Origin of the sequence: Bordetella ansorpii, from assembly GCF_900078705.1 — a bacterium.
Taxonomy (GTDB): Bacteria; Pseudomonadota; Gammaproteobacteria; order Burkholderiales; family Burkholderiaceae_B; genus Bordetella; species Bordetella ansorpii_A.
The window spans coordinates 427,274-441,437 of sequence record NZ_FKIF01000008.1; the positions used below are offsets into that span (position 1 = coordinate 427,274).

The following is a 14,164-nucleotide window of genomic DNA, read 5'->3' on the forward strand; positions in this document are numbered from 1 at the left end:
GTGGCGGCCTGATGTCCACCAAGGGCGAGCCCGTTGCAGGCTCGCCCGGCGCCTCTCAGCGCAGGCGCTTGATCAGGCTGGACGTGTCCCAGCGTCCGCCGCCCAGCTTCTGGACGTCGCCGTAGAACTGGTCCACCACCGCGGTCAGCGGCAGGCGCGCGCCATTGGTGCGCGCTTCGTCCAGCACCAGGCCCAGATCCTTGCGCATCCAGTCCACCGCGAAGCCGAAGTCGAACTTGTCGTCGACCATGGTGGCGCCGCGGTTTTCCATCTGCCAGCTCTGCGCCGCGCCCTTGCTGATGACGTCCAGCACCAGTTTCATGTCCAGGTCGGCGGCCTGGCCGAACGCGATGGCTTCCGACAGGCCCTGCACCACGCCCGCGATGCAGATCTGGTTGACCATCTTGGCCAACTGTCCCGCGCCGGGTGCGCCCACCAGGGTGACTGCGCGGCCAAAGGCCTGCGCCACCGGCTTCACGTTGTCGAACACCTCGGGCTCGCCGCCGCACATGACGGTCAGCACGCCGTTGACCGCGCCGGCCTGGCCACCCGAGACGGGGGCATCGATGAAGTTCAGGCCCAGTTCCTTGGCGCGGGCATAGAGTTCGCGCGCCACGTTGGCCGAAGCGGTGGTGTGGTCGACGAACACCGCGCCGCGGTCCATGCCGGCGAATGCGCCGTCATCGCCCAGCACCACGCTGCGCAGGTCGTCGTCGTTGCCCACGCAGGCGAACACGATCCGCGCGCCGGCGGCGGCTTCGCGCGGCGTGGCGGCGGTCTGGCCGCCGAATTCCTGGCTCCAGGACTGGGCTTTGGCCGGGCTGCGGTTGTAGACGGTCACCTCATGGCCCGCGCGGGCCAGGTGGCCGGCCATGGGCAGGCCCATGACGCCGAGTCCGAGAAAAGCGACCTTCTGGGGTTCGACCGTGTCGTAGCTCTTGGAACCGATGGATGCCATGGAAGAAGTCTCCGGTTGGGATGCGCGAGCGCGCGGGAATGGGGCGCGGTCCCGCCGCCGGACAACGATGGCGCGGGCGGGATGAGTACTGCCATGGACGGGCTGGCGGGCGACACCGGTCGGGGCTCGCCTGCCTGTCGGCAAGACAGCCCGGTAGTATAAACAGGCGCCGTGCAACGAGGGCATTGAACGGACGCCGTGCCGCGGCCGCCATGCCGCCGCACCCGCGGCGGCATGTGGCAGGGGACGCGCGGTGTCAGAGACCCGCAGCCAGCCCGTCGCGGCGGCCATCGCTGGCGCCCACGTAGCCTTGCATGGCGGGGTCTCCCAGGCGCCACACGAACTGGCCCGAGCCGAAGTCGGCATGCGGATCGCCCGCGTGCTCGACCGCGTGGCCGCGCGCCCGCAGTGCCTCGACCAGGGCGGGGGGCATGGTGGGCTCGGCATCGACCGACATGCCATGCGTCCAGCGCCAGCGCGGTGCGTCGCAGGCCGCCTGCGGCTGCTGGCCATGATCGACCATGCGCACCAATGTCTGCACGTGGCCCTGCGGCTGCATGTTGCCGCCCATCACGCCCAGGCTGGCCAGCGGCGCGCCCGCGCGCGTCAGCAGCAGGGGCGTGCTGGCGTGGCCGGGACGCTTGCCGCCCGCCACCGCATGGGCATGCGCGGGATCGGCCGAGAACGCATAGCCGCGGTTGTGCAGGCTGACGCCCGTGCCCGGCACCACCACGCCCGAACCGAAGCCGATGTGATTGGATTGCACCAGGCTGACCATCATGCCCTGGCGGTCCGCGGCGCTGATGTGCACGGTACCGCCCTGCGGCGCGCGCCCCTGCGCGAAGGGTTGCGCGCGCTTGGGATCGATGGCGGCGGCGCAGGCGGCCAGCCGCGTGGGGTCCAGCAGCGAATCGCGGCTTTCGGGGACGTCGGACAGCGCCAGCTTCACCGCTTCGATCACCAGGTGATGCATGTCGGGATGGTCCGGCGCATGCGCGGCCAGGTCGAAGTGCTGCAGGATGCCCATGGTGACCAGCGACGCCACGCCATGCGCATGGCCCTCGGACGGCAACTGGTGCAGCACGTGGCCGCGGTAGGGCTGGGCGATGGGATCGACCCAGCGCGGCGCATAGCCGCGCAGATCGTTCAGCGTCAGCACCGCGTCGTGGGCCTGGGCATGCGCCACCAGCTTGTGCGCGGTCTCGCCTTCGTAGAAGTCGCGGCCGGACGTCTGGGCCACGCGCCGCAGCGTATCGGCCGCGCAGCGCAGCGTGAAGTGTTCTCCCACCGCGGGCGCTCGGCCGCGCGGCATGAAGTGATCGGCAAAGCCCGGCATGGACTGCAGCAGGTCGACCTGTGCGGCCCACTTGCGTTGCACCGCCGGCGTGACCGCGTAGCCGCGTTCGGCGTACTCGATGGCGGGTTCAAGCAGCGTGGCGAACGCCAGGCTGCCCAGCCGCTCGTGCAACGCGGCCCAGCCGGCGATGGCGCCAGGCACGGTCACGCTATCCCAGCCACGCGCCGGAATGCGGCCCTGGTGGCGTGACCGGAAGTAGCCGGTGCTCCAGGCGGCGGGCGCGATGCCGGAGGCGTCCAGGCCGTGCATGCGGGCGCCGTCCCACACCAGGATGTAGCAGTCGGAGCCCAGGCCGTTGCCGACGGGTTCCGTGATGGCCAGCGTGGCCGCCGCGGCAATGGCGGCGTCGACGGCGTTGCCGCCCAACGCCAGCATGCGCAGGCCTGCCTGCGCGGCCAGGGGCTGCGAGGTGGCGACCAGGTTGCGGGCAAACACAGGGGCCCGCGACGAGGCATAAGGGTTGGTCCAGTCGAACGTCATGACGATGTCAGCGCGTCGGGTAAACCCCTAGCTTACCTGACTCGCGGAAATACTTCGTCTTATTTACAGATGTTTTCTGGCAATTGACGAAAAATCAGACGGCAGGAAAAGCAAAAGCCCCGGCGCGGGGCCAGGGCTTCGAAGGGGCGCATGCAGCGTGCATGCGCCGGGCAAAAACCGTTGCTCAGTCTTCTTCGACGAAGGTTTCCTCGCGCTTCTTGCGGATCGACGGCAGGGCCACCAGGATCACCAGGATCACGGCGAAGGCCAGCAGCGAGGCGGACAGCGGGCGGGTCACGAAGGTCGTGTAGTCGCCGCGCGACAGCAGCAGGGCGCGACGGAAGTTTTCTTCCATCATGGGACCCAGCACCAGGCCCAGCAGCAGCGGGGCGCCTTCGCACTTCAGCTTGCTCCACACGTAGCCGATGATGCCGAAGATCGCAGTGGTGAAGATGTCGAACGTGTTGTAGTTCAACGAGTACACACCGATCGTGCAGAACACCAGGATGGCGGGGAACAGCACGCGGTAGGGCACCTTCAGCAGCTTGACCCACAGGCCGATCAGCGGCAGGTTCAGCACCACCAGCATCAGGTTGCCGATCCACATCGAGGCGATCAGGCCCCAGAACAGCTCGGGGTGGCTGGTCATGACCTGCGGGCCCGGCTGGATGTTGTGGATCGTCATCGCGCCGACCATCAGGGCCATCACCGCGTTGCCCGGGATACCCAGGGTCAGCAGGGGGATGAAGGACGTCTGCGCGGCCGCGTTGTTGGCCGATTCGGGACCCGCCAGGCCGGCCGGGTGGCCCTTGCCGAAGCGCTCGGGGTTCTTCGAGATCTTCTTTTCCAGCGTGTACGACGCGAACGACGACAGCACGGCGCCGCCGCCCGGCAGGATGCCCAGGGCCGAGCCCAGGGCGGTGCCACGCAGCACGGCGGGAGCGGCTTCCTTGAACTCCTGCTTGTTCGGGTACAGCGAGCCGATCTTGTCGGTGATGTCGACGCGGTTTTCCTTCTGCTCGAGGTTGGTCATGATTTCGGCGAAGCCGAACACGCCCATGGCCACGATGGCGAAGTCGATGCCGTCCTGCAGTTCGGGGATGCCGAAGTCATAGCGGGCAACGCCCGAGTTGACGTCGGTGCCGACCATGCCCAGCAGCAGGCCCAGGACGATCATGGCGATGGCCTTGGGCAGCGAGCCCGAAGCCAGCACCACGGCGCCCACCAGGCCCAGCACCATCAGCGAGAAGTATTCGGCCGGACCGAACTGGAAGGCGACTTCGGCCAGCGGGGGCGCGAAGGCGGCCAGCAGCACGGTGGCCACGCAGCCGGCGAAGAACGAGCCGAGCGCCGCGATGGCCAGTGCGGCGCCCGCACGGCCGTTGCGCGCCATCTGGTGGCCGTCCAGTACGGTCACCACCGCGGATGTCTCGCCGGGCAGCGCCACCAGAATGGCCGTGGTCGAACCGCCATACTGCGCGCCGTAGTAGATACCGGCCAGCATGATCAGGCCGGCCACCGGGGGCAGCACGTAGGTGATGGGCAGCAGCATGGCGATGGTCGGCACGGGGCCGATCCCCGGCAGCACACCGATCAGCGTGCCCAGAATGCAGCCCAGCAGGGCGTACGCCAGGTTTTCGGGCGTGAACGCGACCGAGAAGCCCAGCATCAGGTTGTCGAACAATTCCATTTGGGGTGCCTCCTCAGTTCGCGCCCAGGAACGACGGCCACAGCGGGAAGATCAGTCCCAGGCCCTTGATGAAGGCCAGGTACGAGAACACCACCAGGAAAATCGCGTTGCCGACAGCAACCTTCCAGCTGAATTCATGGCTGGCAAGGCTGCTGACGATGACCAGGACGGCCACCGAGATGTACACGCCCAGGGGGCGCAGGATCACTGCGTACAGGACGACGGAACCAATCACCAGGGCGACGATGCGCCAGTCGAACTTGTCGATGGAGGTCTCGGTAGCCTTCTTGGACATCGAACCCAGAAGAACGACCGCGCCCAAGAGGGCAAGGACCAGGCCAAGCCAGAAGGGGAAATAGCCGGGTCCCATGCGGGCGGCGGTCCCCATCTGATAGCTGGTGGCTTGCCAGGCGAATCCCAGTCCGAGGGCGATGAACATCACCCCGGACCAGAAGTCCTGTTTATTGCGTAGCTGCATGATTGGTTGGCTCCTGATTACAGCATGTCATAGGGAGGAAAGGCCCTGTGCATCATTGGCGGTGGGCAAAACGGGCACTTTGAAAGCGCCACTTGTTCTTGGTGTTCCAGCTTGGTTTTGGAAGCGCGAATGGTAATGGAGGGGGGGCCGACTGAGAACCCTGGTTGTTATGGTATTTGTCAGGGTTTTCCCGCGAATTAGGGAACTCTCGGGTCTATTCGGACGCGCGTGGCGTGGTTTGATGGCGTAATGAAAGCTTAGTGAAAGCAGATAGAAAGCTGCTGGAAAGCGGGTGCAAGCATGCTTTCAACACAGAATCCTACCGGATATTGCGCTTGTTCTCCGGCTTTGGGCGGGGCCCCGATCCGGGCGCTCTTGGTATACGATAGCGCCCATGCTGCAAGACCTAGATCATCTCGCCGCCCGTCTCGGGCAACTGGTGCAGCGCACGCGACAGCTTCATGCCGAACGCGATGCGTTGCGTGCTCGCTTGAACGACAGCGAAGCGCAGCAGCGCGCGCTGCTTCAGCGTTGCGCCGACCGTGACGCCGAACTGCAGGCCCTGCGCGAAAGGCTGCAGGCGCACGACACCGCCGCCACCGAATTGAAGGCCGACGCGCGCCAGGTCGAAGAATCGCTGCGCCAGCAACTGGCCCAGGAAACCGCCCAGCGCCAGGCGCTCGAGGCTCACGCCCAGGCCCGCGATTCCGACATGCAACGCCTGCGCCATGCCGCCTCCACCGCCCGCGAACGTATCGACGCCGTGCTGGCCCGCCTGCCCGGCGGCGGCGCTTCCTTAGGAGAACAACCCTGATGGAACGCGTCGACGTCTCTATTCTTGGCCGCGATTACTCGCTGGCCTGCTCGTCCGAGGAAAAGCCCACCCTGATGGCGGCGGTCCGCCATGTCGACCAACTGATGCTGCGCATCCAGGGCACCGGCAAGATCACCAGCAACGAGCGCATCGCCGTCATGGCCGCGCTGTCCATTGCTGGCGAACTGCTGGGCATGAAGGCGCCCGATGGCCCGCTGGGCGGTTTGGCGGTTGGCGACTTCAAGGCTAAAATCGACGAAATGAATGCCATGCTGGACGATGCGCTGTCCGGCCAGGAAAAGCTGCTTTAAGCAACTTCCTGAAGCAGCAATGTCGGCATTCTTGCTGTATTCTCGCTTTGTCCCTGCCGTGTTCGTGACTCGGCCATATATTCTCTGAACCTATGTCTTACGGCATATAGGTTGCGAGAGTGCTGAACTGGCGTGATCGTCTCTTCGCGGACGAACCCAAGGTTCCGCCAATCGCGGCCGACTTGAACCTCAGGGTTCGAGATGCCGGCCTAGACGGCACAGGCGGGGCATCTATCCGGCGGCCTGCAACTTCTGCAGGCCGCCGACCTCCCGTAGCGGCGTCATTGGCGCGCCATGCCGCGCGCCTTCAGGCCTGCCGCCCGCCGCGCACTCTCCTCCACAGGTTCTCTCATGTCCAGACTCCCCGCGTTTCTGTCGAACAAGCTCGCCCTCGCGTGCCGCCCGGCATTGGCTCTGAGCCTGCTTTCCACCGCTGCCGTGTCGGCCCAGCCCGCACCCGCCGCCCCTTCCGCGGTGGCGCCCGCCGCCGAAACCGGGGGGCGCCTCAGGCCCGCTGGCGAACATGGCGGGGAAGGCCGCGCGCCGCGCATGTCGCTGCAAGCGGCGGCTTCGTCAGAGGTCATGCAGGACACCGTGCGCATTTCGCTGTCCGCCGAGGTCGATGCGCCCGATCAGCCGACCGCGGGCCAGCGCCTGACGGCCGCGCTGGAAGCCGCGGTCAAGCGCGCCAAGGGCAATGAGGGCATCGACGTGCGCACGGGCGGCTTCAACGTCTGGCCCAACACCGACAACAAGGGCAAGGTCACCGGCTGGCGCGGCCAGGGCGAGATCGTGCTGCAGTCGAAGGATTTCGCCCGTGCCTCGGCGCTGGCGTCCAAGCTCAGCGACAAGACGGCCATCTCCAACATCAGCTTCCTGCTGTCGCGCGAGGCGCGCGAAGCCGAAGAGCGCAAGCTGCTGACGCAGGCCGCACAGGCCTTCCGCGAGCGCGCGCTGGCCGCGGCCACCGCGTTCGGCTTTTCGGGCTACCGCATCATGCGTATCGAACTGGGCGGCACGGGCGGCCCGCAGCCGATGGCGCGCGCGCCCGCGCCCATGATGATGGCCAAGGCGGCGGATGCCCGCGCCGACGTTCCGCTGGAAGCCGGCGAGGTCACCGTCACCGTCTCGGTCAACGGGACGATTTCCTTGCAGTAAACACGGCGAACAGGATCGCGCCGATGATCACCATCGGCAGCGACAACCATTGCCCCATGCTCAGGCCGGCCGCCAGCAGGCCCAGGAATCCGTCGGGTTCGCGGGTGAATTCCACCAGGAAGCGGAACAGCCCGTAGAAGATCAGGAACAGCGCGCTGACCTGGCCGGTCTTGCGCGGCTTGGCAGAGAAACCCCACAGGATCAGGAACAGCACGATCCCTTCCAGGCCCAGTTCGTACAGTTGCGACGGATGGCGCGCCAGGCCGTCGCCCGACTGCGGAAACACCATGGCCCACGGCACGTCGGTGGGGCGGCCCCACAGTTCGCCGTTGATGAAGTTGCCCAGCCGTCCCGCCGCCAGCGCCGGCGGAATCAGGGGCGCCACGAAATCGCTCAGCCTGAACAGCGACACGCCTTTCTTGCGCGCGAACAGGAACATCACCAGGATCACGCCCAGCAGGCCGCCGTGGAAGGACATGCCGCCTTCCCACAGGTAGAAGATCTCCAGCGGATGCGACAGGTAGTACGTGGGCTTGTAGAACAGCACATAGCCCAGGCGCCCGCCCAGCACCACGCCCAACACCGTATAGAACGTCAGGTCTTCCAGATCGCGCACGGTCAGGAAGGTGGTGTGGCCGCGCACGATGCGCCACCGGCCCAGCAGATAGGCGCAGGCGAAGCCCACCAGGTACATGAGGCCGTACCAGTGGACCGCCAGGGGTCCGATGCGGATGGCGATGGGATCGAATTGGGGATACTGAAGCATGTTCCGCCCGGCAGAAAAAGTTGTCCGATAATAACCGGCAGGCGCCCGGTCCGGCCGCCATGTTGCAGGCAAATCCAAACCCGCGAGGAGACGAGACCATGCCGCACAACGAACGTTCCCGCCACATCACCCATGGCGTCGCACGTGCGCCGAATCGCGCAATGTACTACGCGCTCGGTTACCGGGAAGCCGATTTCGAGAATCCCATGATAGGCGTGGCCAACGGCCATTCCACCATCACGCCCTGCAACAGCGGCCTGCAGCGGCTGGCCGACGCGGCCATCGAGGCCGTGCGCGCGGCAAGGGCGAACCCGCAGGTGTTCGGCACGCCCACCATTTCGGACGGCATGTCGATGGGCACCGAAGGCATGAAGTATTCGCTGGTCTCGCGTGAAGTCATCGCCGACTGTATCGAGACCGCCGCGCAAGGCCAGTGGATGGACGGCGTGGTGGTCATCGGCGGCTGCGACAAGAACATGCCCGGCGGCATGATCGCGCTGGCGCGCACGAACGTGCCCGGCATCTACGTCTATGGCGGCACCATCAAGCCGGGCCGCTACCAGGGCAAGGACCTCACCATCGTGTCGGTTTTCGAGGCCGTGGGCGAGTACACCATGGGCCGCATGGACGAGCACGATTTCAAGCAGATCGAGCAGTGCGCCATCCCGGGCTCGGGCTCGTGCGGCGGCATGTACACCGCCAACACCATGAGTTCGGCCTTCGAGGCCATGGGCATGAGCCTGCCGTATTCCAGCACCATGGCCAACGAGGACGAAGAAAAGGTCGCCTCGGCCGCCGAATCGGCTCGCGTGCTGGTGGACGCCGTGCGGCGAGGCGTGCGGCCGCGCGACATCATCACACGGCGTTCCATCGAGAACGCCGTGTCCGTCATCATGGCCACGGGCGGCTCCACCAATGCCGTGCTGCATTTCCTGGCCATCGCGCATGCCGCCGAAGTCGAATGGACCATCGACGACTTCGAACGCATCCGCCTGCGTGTGCCCGTCATCTGCGATCTCAAGCCGTCCGGCAGATACGTCGCCACCGACCTGCATCGCGCCGGCGGCATTCCGCAGGTGATGAAGCTGCTGCTGGACGCCGGGCTGCTGCATGGCGACTGCATCACGATCACCGGCAAGACCATCGCCGAGACGCTGGCCGACGTGCCTTCGGCGCCGTCCCCCGGCCAGGACGTGATCATGCCGATCGACCGTGCCCTGTATCCGCAGGGGCACCTGGCCATCCTCAAGGGCAATCTCGCGCCCGAAGGCTGCGTGGCCAAGATCACCGGCCTGAAGAATCCCGTCATTACCGGGCCGGCCCGCGTCTTCGATTCCGAGGACGATGCCATGGCGGCCATCATGGCGCGTCGGATCCAGCACGGCGACGTGCTCGTCATCCGCTACGAAGGGCCCAAGGGCGGGCCCGGCATGCGCGAGATGCTGGCGCCGACCTCCGCGCTGATCGGGCAGGGGCTGGGCGAGACGGTCGGCCTGATCACCGACGGCCGGTTCTCCGGCGGGACCTGGGGCATGGTGGTGGGGCACGTGGCGCCGGAGGCCTTCGTGGGCGGCCTCATCGCGCTGATCCGCGAGGGCGATTCGGTTACCATCGACGCCCACAAGCTGCTGCTGCAGCTCAATGTCGGCGACGAAGAATTGGCGGACCGCCGCCGGCAGTGGGTGGCGCCCAAGCCGCGCTACACACGCGGCGTGCTTGCCAAGTTCGGCAAGCTAGCCAGTTCCGCCAGCCTTGGGGCAGTCACGGATGCATTCGATAAAGGCTAGGGCGGCAGGGGCCGTCTTGATTCTGCTGGCGGCCGGCGCCGCCGGCGCCCAGCAGGTAGATGGCCAGAAACTCGCGGCCAGCAGGGCCTGTATGGCCTGCCACCAGGTCGACAGCAAGCGTGTCGGCCCGCCGCTGCGCAGCGTGGCGGAACGCTACGCCGGCCAATCCGAGGCCGCCGAATATCTGGCCAACAAGATCCGCGGCGGCGGGCGCGGCGCCTGGGGCGTGGTGCCCATGCCGGCGCAGAATCACGTCAGCGAACAGGACGCGAAGCAACTGGCCGAATGGGTGCTGTCGCTGGCGCCGCCCAAGGCCAAGCCTTGAAGCAAGGCCACATTGCCCCCATCCTGCGGGTTGGGCTTGTTGCCCCGCGGCAGGACCCCTTTTCATGGGAAACGTGGTCTTCTTCATCGGAGGGCGCCGTTCGTCCAGGGGCGCCGCGGCAGCCAGACCACCGCCCCTACGGCACACAGGAGTCATAGACCATGTCCGAATTGAAAACCACACCCGGCCACGAAGTCGCCATTCTCGGCGGCGGTTGCTTCTGGTGCGTCGAGGCCGTCTTCCAGGACCTGCGCGGCGTGACCAGCGTGCTGCCCGGCTACAGCGGCGGCCACGTCGACAACCCCACCTACGAACAGGTCTGCGGCAAGCAGACCGGCCACATCGAGGTGGCGCGCATCGAGTTCGATCCCACGGTGCTGTCCTACAGCGACCTGTTGCGCGTGTTCTTCGCCACCCATGACCCGACCACTCCGGGCCGCCAGGGCAACGACGTCGGTCCGCAGTACGAGTCGGCCATCTTCTGGCTGGACGACGCGCAGCGCGAACAGGCCCAGGCCGTCATCGCCGAGGTCGATGCCCTGCACGTCTACGACGCGCCCATCGTCACGAAGATGCTGGCCCCCGCCACGTTCTGGCAGGCCGAGGATTATCACCGCAACTACTTCAACCTGCATCCCGAGCAGGGCTATTGCCAGTTCGTGATCGCGCCGAAGGTGGCCAAGTTCCGCAAGCAATTCCAGGATCGGCTGGTCCGCTGATCCCCAAACGGCACGGGCCGCATCGCGCGGCCCGTTGTCGATGGCAGGCCGGCGCCGCTGCGCCGGCCCGTTTTCATCGGGTCAGTCGACAGACTTCACCACGCCGCGGCGCATCTGATCCAGTTCGATGGATTCGAACAGGGCCTTGAAGTTGCCTTCGCCGAAGCCGTCGTTGCCCTTGCGCTGGATGATCTCGAAGAAGATCGGTCCGATCTGGTTCTCGGTGAATATCTGCAGCAGCAGGCCGCCGCCGGGGGCACCGTCCAGCAGGATGCGGTTCTGGCGCAGGCGGTCGGTCTGCTCGCCATGTCCGGGCAGGCGGCGTTCCAGCAGTTCGTAATAGGTCTCGGGCGTATCCAGGAACACCACGCCGGTCTTGCGCAGCGATTCGATGGTCGCGTAGATGTCGTCCGTCGCCATGGCGATATGCTGGATGCCTTCGCCGCGGTACAGATCCAGATATTCCTGGATCTGGCCCTTCTCTTCCGTGCCTTCCTCGTTGATCGGGATGCGGATGTTGCCGCACGGCGAGGTCATGGCCTTGGACTTCACGCCGGTCACCTTGCCTTCGATGTCGAAGTAGCGCACCTCGCGGAAGTTGAATAGGCGCTCGTAGAACTCGGCCCACTCGGCCATGCGGCCCTTGTGCACGTTGTGCGTCAGGTGGTCGACCAGCGTCAGGCCGGCGCCGGCGTGGTTCAGGTCTTCCTGCGCGTTGGCGGCGTCGATCGGCTCGAAGTCCACGTCGTAGATGCTGATGTCGCCGATGCCGCCGTGGCCATGCTTGCCGCGCCAGCGGTCGACCAGATAGATCAGCGAGTCGCCGATGCCCTTGATGGCGGGGATGTTCAGTTCCATCGGGCCGCTATGCGAGTCGAAGCCCCAGGCGCCCAGTTCCAGGGCTCGCTTGTAGGCCTTCGCGGCGTCGTCCACGCGGAAACCAATGGCACAGATCGACGGGCCATGCAGCCGGGCAAAGCGCTGCGCGAACGAATCGGGTTCGGCATTGATCAGGAAGTTGATGCCGCCCTGCCTGTACAGGGTGACGTCCTTGTGGCGGTGCCGGGCGATGGCCTTGAAGCCCAGCAACTCGAAGACCTTGCGCAATGCGATGGGATCGGGGGCGGTGTACTCGATGAACTCGAACCCCGATGTGCCCATGGGGTTGTCCCAAGGCTGAAAACCGCTTTCCATGTCTGCTCTCCCTTATTGGTGTTTCGCCGTGCCGCGTGGATGGGCGCGAAACCGAAATTGTAGGGAGAAGTGCCGGGCAGGCGATTGCGAAAATGGCCCGTCTGGCACAAATTGGAGCAATAATATTGCTTTGATTTGCGCTTTTTGGGGCACTCAGTGGCTGAAATAGACTTGGATAGGACAGATCGAAGAATTCTGGCGGAATTGCAGCGCGATGGCCGGCTCAGCAACCAGGAGCTGGCCGAGCGCGTGTCGCTGTCACCCAGCCCCTGCCTGCGCCGGGTGCGCCGCCTGGAAGAGCAGGGATACATCAAGCGCTATGTCGCCCTGGTCGATGCCGAAAGGGTGGGGTTGGGCCTGCTGGCCTACGTGTCCATTCGCCTGAACAAACATGTCGCGGGCAGCCATGCCCCCATGGCCGACTTCGCCAGTGCGGTGCAGCAGTGGCCGGAGGTAGTCGAGTGCTACGCCATGTCCGGCGACATGGATTATCTGCTGCGCATACAGGTGGCGGACCTGGCCCACTTCTCGCGTTTCGCCATGGATACCTTGATGCAGCACCCCGCCGTGGTGGACATGCGATCGTTCTTCGCCCTGCAGCAGATCAAGGAAACGACCGAGCTGCGTCTATAAACTAAGAGGGACGGGCCCTTATATATATGCAGCAGCCGGGATGAACGGATTTCTCCTGTGCTGAGGGGAGAGGTCACCAAAGCCCAACGCTTTCTTCATGGTGGCGTAACGATTCTTCGGTCCCTATTTGCGTTCGGTAGAAACCCTGTGCTATAGTTATTGGCTCGGCAGTTGAAACGTTCTACGCAATGGCGACGACGCGGTAGGTGCCGAGGGGTAGGAAAAAGCAGGGCAGTGAAGAAAGGTCTGGTCAGTGCGTTGTTTTGCCTGGGGTTTGGGCGAGGCGGCTGCCGAGGTGGTTCCGGAGCTTGGCGCGTAAGCGCGGCGGAGGAATCTAGGTCAACGAGAGGTTGGTTGATCGAAAGCGGTAGCGAAGCGGATTGATTTGACACGCTGAAAAAACTTCTTCATAATCTCGTCCCTCTGTTGCTGAAACGGCGGCGGGACGAAGTGAAGAAAGTTAGGTCAAGTGGTTGTTTTCTGAGGGTTTTTTACAGAAAACGCGCTTATCCGGGGTGGTTCTGAGGCGTGGCGCCAAGCGCGGCTGAGGAATCCCGATCGACGAATAAGTTGATCGAAAAACGGAGAAGCGAAACGAACTGACTTGACAGTGTCAAAAAACTTCTTCATAATCTCGTTTCTCTGCTGCTGACACAGCGGCGGACGACGCAAGGCAAGCAGTAGGCAAGACAAGATTAGCAAGGCGGCGTGACACGGAAGTTGCACGGCGCTGATAGTAAAAGCAGTTCGCAGTACCGCTCTTTAACAACTGAACAACCGATAAGTGTGGGCGCTTGATGCGTGTGCATGGTGCGGTTTGCGTTTACGCAGATTCGCGCCGAAGCAAAAGTATCATCAAGCGCTTACACAATTGAAGTAAGGTTTTTTAAACCTCACTTCCTTTGAATAAGCTAGCGAACGCATCTTGGGTTGAGTCTTAGAATGAGATTCAAGGTGCACAAACAGAGATTGAACTGAAGAGTTTGATCCTGGCTCAGATTGAACGCTGGCGGGATGCCTTACACATGCAAGTCGAACGGCAGCACGGACTTCGGTCTGGTGGCGAGTGGCGAACGGGTGAGTAATGTATCGGAACGTACCCAGTAGCGGGGGATAACTACGCGAAAGCGTAGCTAATACCGCATACGTCCTACGGGAGAAAGCGGGGGACCTTCGGGCCTCGCACTATTGGAGCGGCCGATATCGGATTAGCTAGTTGGTGGGGTAAAGGCCTACCAAGGCGACGATCCGTAGCTGGTTTGAGAGGACGACCAGCCACACTGGGACTGAGACACGGCCCAGACTCCTACGGGAGGCAGCAGTGGGGAATTTTGGACAATGGGGGCAACCCTGATCCAGCCATCCCGCGTGTGCGATGAAGGCCTTCGGGTTGTAAAGCACTTTTGGCAGGAAAGAAACGGTTCCGGATAATACCTGGAGCAACTGACGGTACCTGCAGAATAAGCACCGGCTAACTACGTGCCAGCAGCCGCG

General features: G+C 64.6%; 13 protein-coding genes, 1 rRNA gene and 1 other RNA gene. 9 read left to right on the forward strand and 6 right to left on the reverse strand.

The window, feature by feature from the left end; translation table 11 throughout:
* Nucleotides 1-55: 55 nt before the first annotated feature.
* From A6745_RS22590 to A6745_RS22605, 4 genes are all read right to left on the reverse strand, one after another.
* On the reverse strand, nucleotides 56-958 hold the full coding sequence (locus tag A6745_RS22590; RefSeq protein WP_066132232.1) for an NAD(P)-dependent oxidoreductase: 903 nt from the start codon (nucleotides 956-958) through the stop codon (nucleotides 56-58).
* Nucleotides 959-1,214: 256 nt separating this feature from the next.
* Nucleotides 1,215-2,795, reverse strand: coding sequence for a gamma-glutamyltransferase family protein (locus A6745_RS22595; RefSeq protein ID WP_066132235.1), 1,581 nt, complete (start codon nucleotides 2,793-2,795; stop codon nucleotides 1,215-1,217).
* 184 nt (nucleotides 2,796-2,979) lie between these two features.
* On the reverse strand, nucleotides 2,980-4,485 hold the full coding sequence (locus A6745_RS22600) for a tripartite tricarboxylate transporter permease (RefSeq protein WP_066132238.1): 1,506 nt from the start codon (nucleotides 4,483-4,485) through the stop codon (nucleotides 2,980-2,982).
* A 13-nt stretch (nucleotides 4,486-4,498) separates the two neighbouring features.
* The gene (locus A6745_RS22605; RefSeq protein ID WP_066132241.1) at nucleotides 4,499-4,963 is read right to left on the reverse strand and encodes a tripartite tricarboxylate transporter TctB family protein; all 465 of its coding nucleotides are present in this window, start codon (nucleotides 4,961-4,963) and stop codon (nucleotides 4,499-4,501) included.
* 394 nt (nucleotides 4,964-5,357) lie between these two features.
* Here A6745_RS22605 and A6745_RS22610 point away from each other — a divergent pair, with 394 nt between their 5' ends.
* From A6745_RS22610 to A6745_RS22625, 4 genes are all read left to right on the forward strand, one after another.
* Entirely contained in the window at nucleotides 5,358-5,777 is a 420-nt protein-coding gene (locus tag A6745_RS22610) for a hypothetical protein (RefSeq protein WP_066132244.1), read from the forward strand.
* The gene (locus tag A6745_RS22615; RefSeq protein ID WP_066132247.1) at nucleotides 5,777-6,088 is read left to right on the forward strand and encodes a cell division protein ZapA; all 312 of its coding nucleotides are present in this window, start codon (nucleotides 5,777-5,779) and stop codon (nucleotides 6,086-6,088) included. Before A6745_RS22610 ends, A6745_RS22615 begins: the two co-directional genes overlap by 1 nt.
* 47 nt (nucleotides 6,089-6,135) lie before the next feature.
* Nucleotides 6,136-6,321: non-coding RNA, 6S RNA (ssrS, locus tag A6745_RS22620), on the forward strand.
* A gap of 118 nt (nucleotides 6,322-6,439) precedes the next feature.
* The gene (locus tag A6745_RS22625) at nucleotides 6,440-7,246 is read left to right on the forward strand and encodes an SIMPL domain-containing protein (protein ID WP_066132250.1); all 807 of its coding nucleotides are present in this window, start codon (nucleotides 6,440-6,442) and stop codon (nucleotides 7,244-7,246) included.
* Here A6745_RS22625 and lgt read toward each other — a convergent pair.
* Nucleotides 7,221-8,012, reverse strand: coding sequence for a prolipoprotein diacylglyceryl transferase (gene lgt, locus A6745_RS22630; RefSeq protein ID WP_066132253.1), 792 nt, complete (start codon nucleotides 8,010-8,012; stop codon nucleotides 7,221-7,223). The genes A6745_RS22625 and lgt overlap by 26 nt on opposite strands.
* A gap of 98 nt (nucleotides 8,013-8,110) precedes the next feature.
* Here lgt and ilvD point away from each other — a divergent pair, with 98 nt between their 5' ends.
* From ilvD to msrA, 3 genes are all read left to right on the forward strand, one after another.
* On the forward strand, nucleotides 8,111-9,799 hold the full coding sequence (gene ilvD, locus A6745_RS22635; RefSeq protein WP_066132256.1) for a dihydroxy-acid dehydratase: 1,689 nt from the start codon (nucleotides 8,111-8,113) through the stop codon (nucleotides 9,797-9,799).
* Nucleotides 9,780-10,124 carry a c-type cytochrome gene (locus A6745_RS22640; protein WP_066132379.1) on the forward strand — a complete coding sequence of 115 codons (345 nt, stop codon included), beginning with the start codon at nucleotides 9,780-9,782 and terminating at the stop codon, nucleotides 10,122-10,124. Before ilvD ends, A6745_RS22640 begins: the two co-directional genes overlap by 20 nt.
* Nucleotides 10,125-10,285: 161 nt before the next feature.
* On the forward strand, nucleotides 10,286-10,843 hold the full coding sequence (msrA, locus tag A6745_RS22645; RefSeq protein WP_066132262.1) for a peptide-methionine (S)-S-oxide reductase MsrA: 558 nt from the start codon (nucleotides 10,286-10,288) through the stop codon (nucleotides 10,841-10,843).
* Nucleotides 10,844-10,924: 81 nt separating this feature from the next.
* Here msrA and hppD read toward each other — a convergent pair whose 3' ends face one another.
* Nucleotides 10,925-12,037 carry a 4-hydroxyphenylpyruvate dioxygenase gene (hppD, locus tag A6745_RS22650; RefSeq protein WP_066132265.1) on the reverse strand — a complete coding sequence of 371 codons (1,113 nt, stop codon included), beginning with the start codon at nucleotides 12,035-12,037 and terminating at the stop codon, nucleotides 10,925-10,927.
* A gap of 156 nt (nucleotides 12,038-12,193) precedes the next feature.
* Between hppD and A6745_RS22655 the strand changes: the two genes are divergently transcribed.
* Nucleotides 12,194-12,670: an Lrp/AsnC family transcriptional regulator gene (locus tag A6745_RS22655; protein WP_066132273.1), complete on the forward strand. Its 477-nt coding sequence runs from the start codon at nucleotides 12,194-12,196 to the stop codon at nucleotides 12,668-12,670.
* Nucleotides 12,671-13,641: 971 nt separating this feature from the next.
* Nucleotides 13,642-14,164 (forward strand): 16S ribosomal RNA (locus A6745_RS22660); the annotation flags it as partial.

Coding starts and splice junctions, on each gene's coding strand:
- A6745_RS22590 (WP_066132232.1), bottom strand. CDS start 958: ATGGCATCCATCGGTTCCAAGAGCTACGACACGGTCGAACCCCAGAAG.
- A6745_RS22595 (WP_066132235.1), bottom strand. CDS start 2,795: ATGACGTTCGACTGGACCAACCCTTATGCCTCGTCGCGGGCCCCTGTG.
- A6745_RS22600 (WP_066132238.1), bottom strand. CDS start 4,485: ATGGAATTGTTCGACAACCTGATGCTGGGCTTCTCGGTCGCGTTCACG.
- A6745_RS22605 (WP_066132241.1), bottom strand. CDS start 4,963: ATGCAGCTACGCAATAAACAGGACTTCTGGTCCGGGGTGATGTTCATC.
- A6745_RS22610 (WP_066132244.1), top strand. CDS start 5,358: ATGCTGCAAGACCTAGATCATCTCGCCGCCCGTCTCGGGCAACTGGTG.
- A6745_RS22615 (WP_066132247.1), top strand. CDS start 5,777: ATGGAACGCGTCGACGTCTCTATTCTTGGCCGCGATTACTCGCTGGCC.
- A6745_RS22625 (WP_066132250.1), top strand. CDS start 6,440: ATGTCCAGACTCCCCGCGTTTCTGTCGAACAAGCTCGCCCTCGCGTGC.
- lgt (WP_066132253.1), bottom strand. CDS start 8,012: ATGCTTCAGTATCCCCAATTCGATCCCATCGCCATCCGCATCGGACCC.
- ilvD (WP_066132256.1), top strand. CDS start 8,111: ATGCCGCACAACGAACGTTCCCGCCACATCACCCATGGCGTCGCACGT.
- A6745_RS22640 (WP_066132379.1), top strand. CDS start 9,780: ATGCATTCGATAAAGGCTAGGGCGGCAGGGGCCGTCTTGATTCTGCTG.
- msrA (WP_066132262.1), top strand. CDS start 10,286: ATGTCCGAATTGAAAACCACACCCGGCCACGAAGTCGCCATTCTCGGC.
- hppD (WP_066132265.1), bottom strand. CDS start 12,037: ATGGAAAGCGGTTTTCAGCCTTGGGACAACCCCATGGGCACATCGGGG.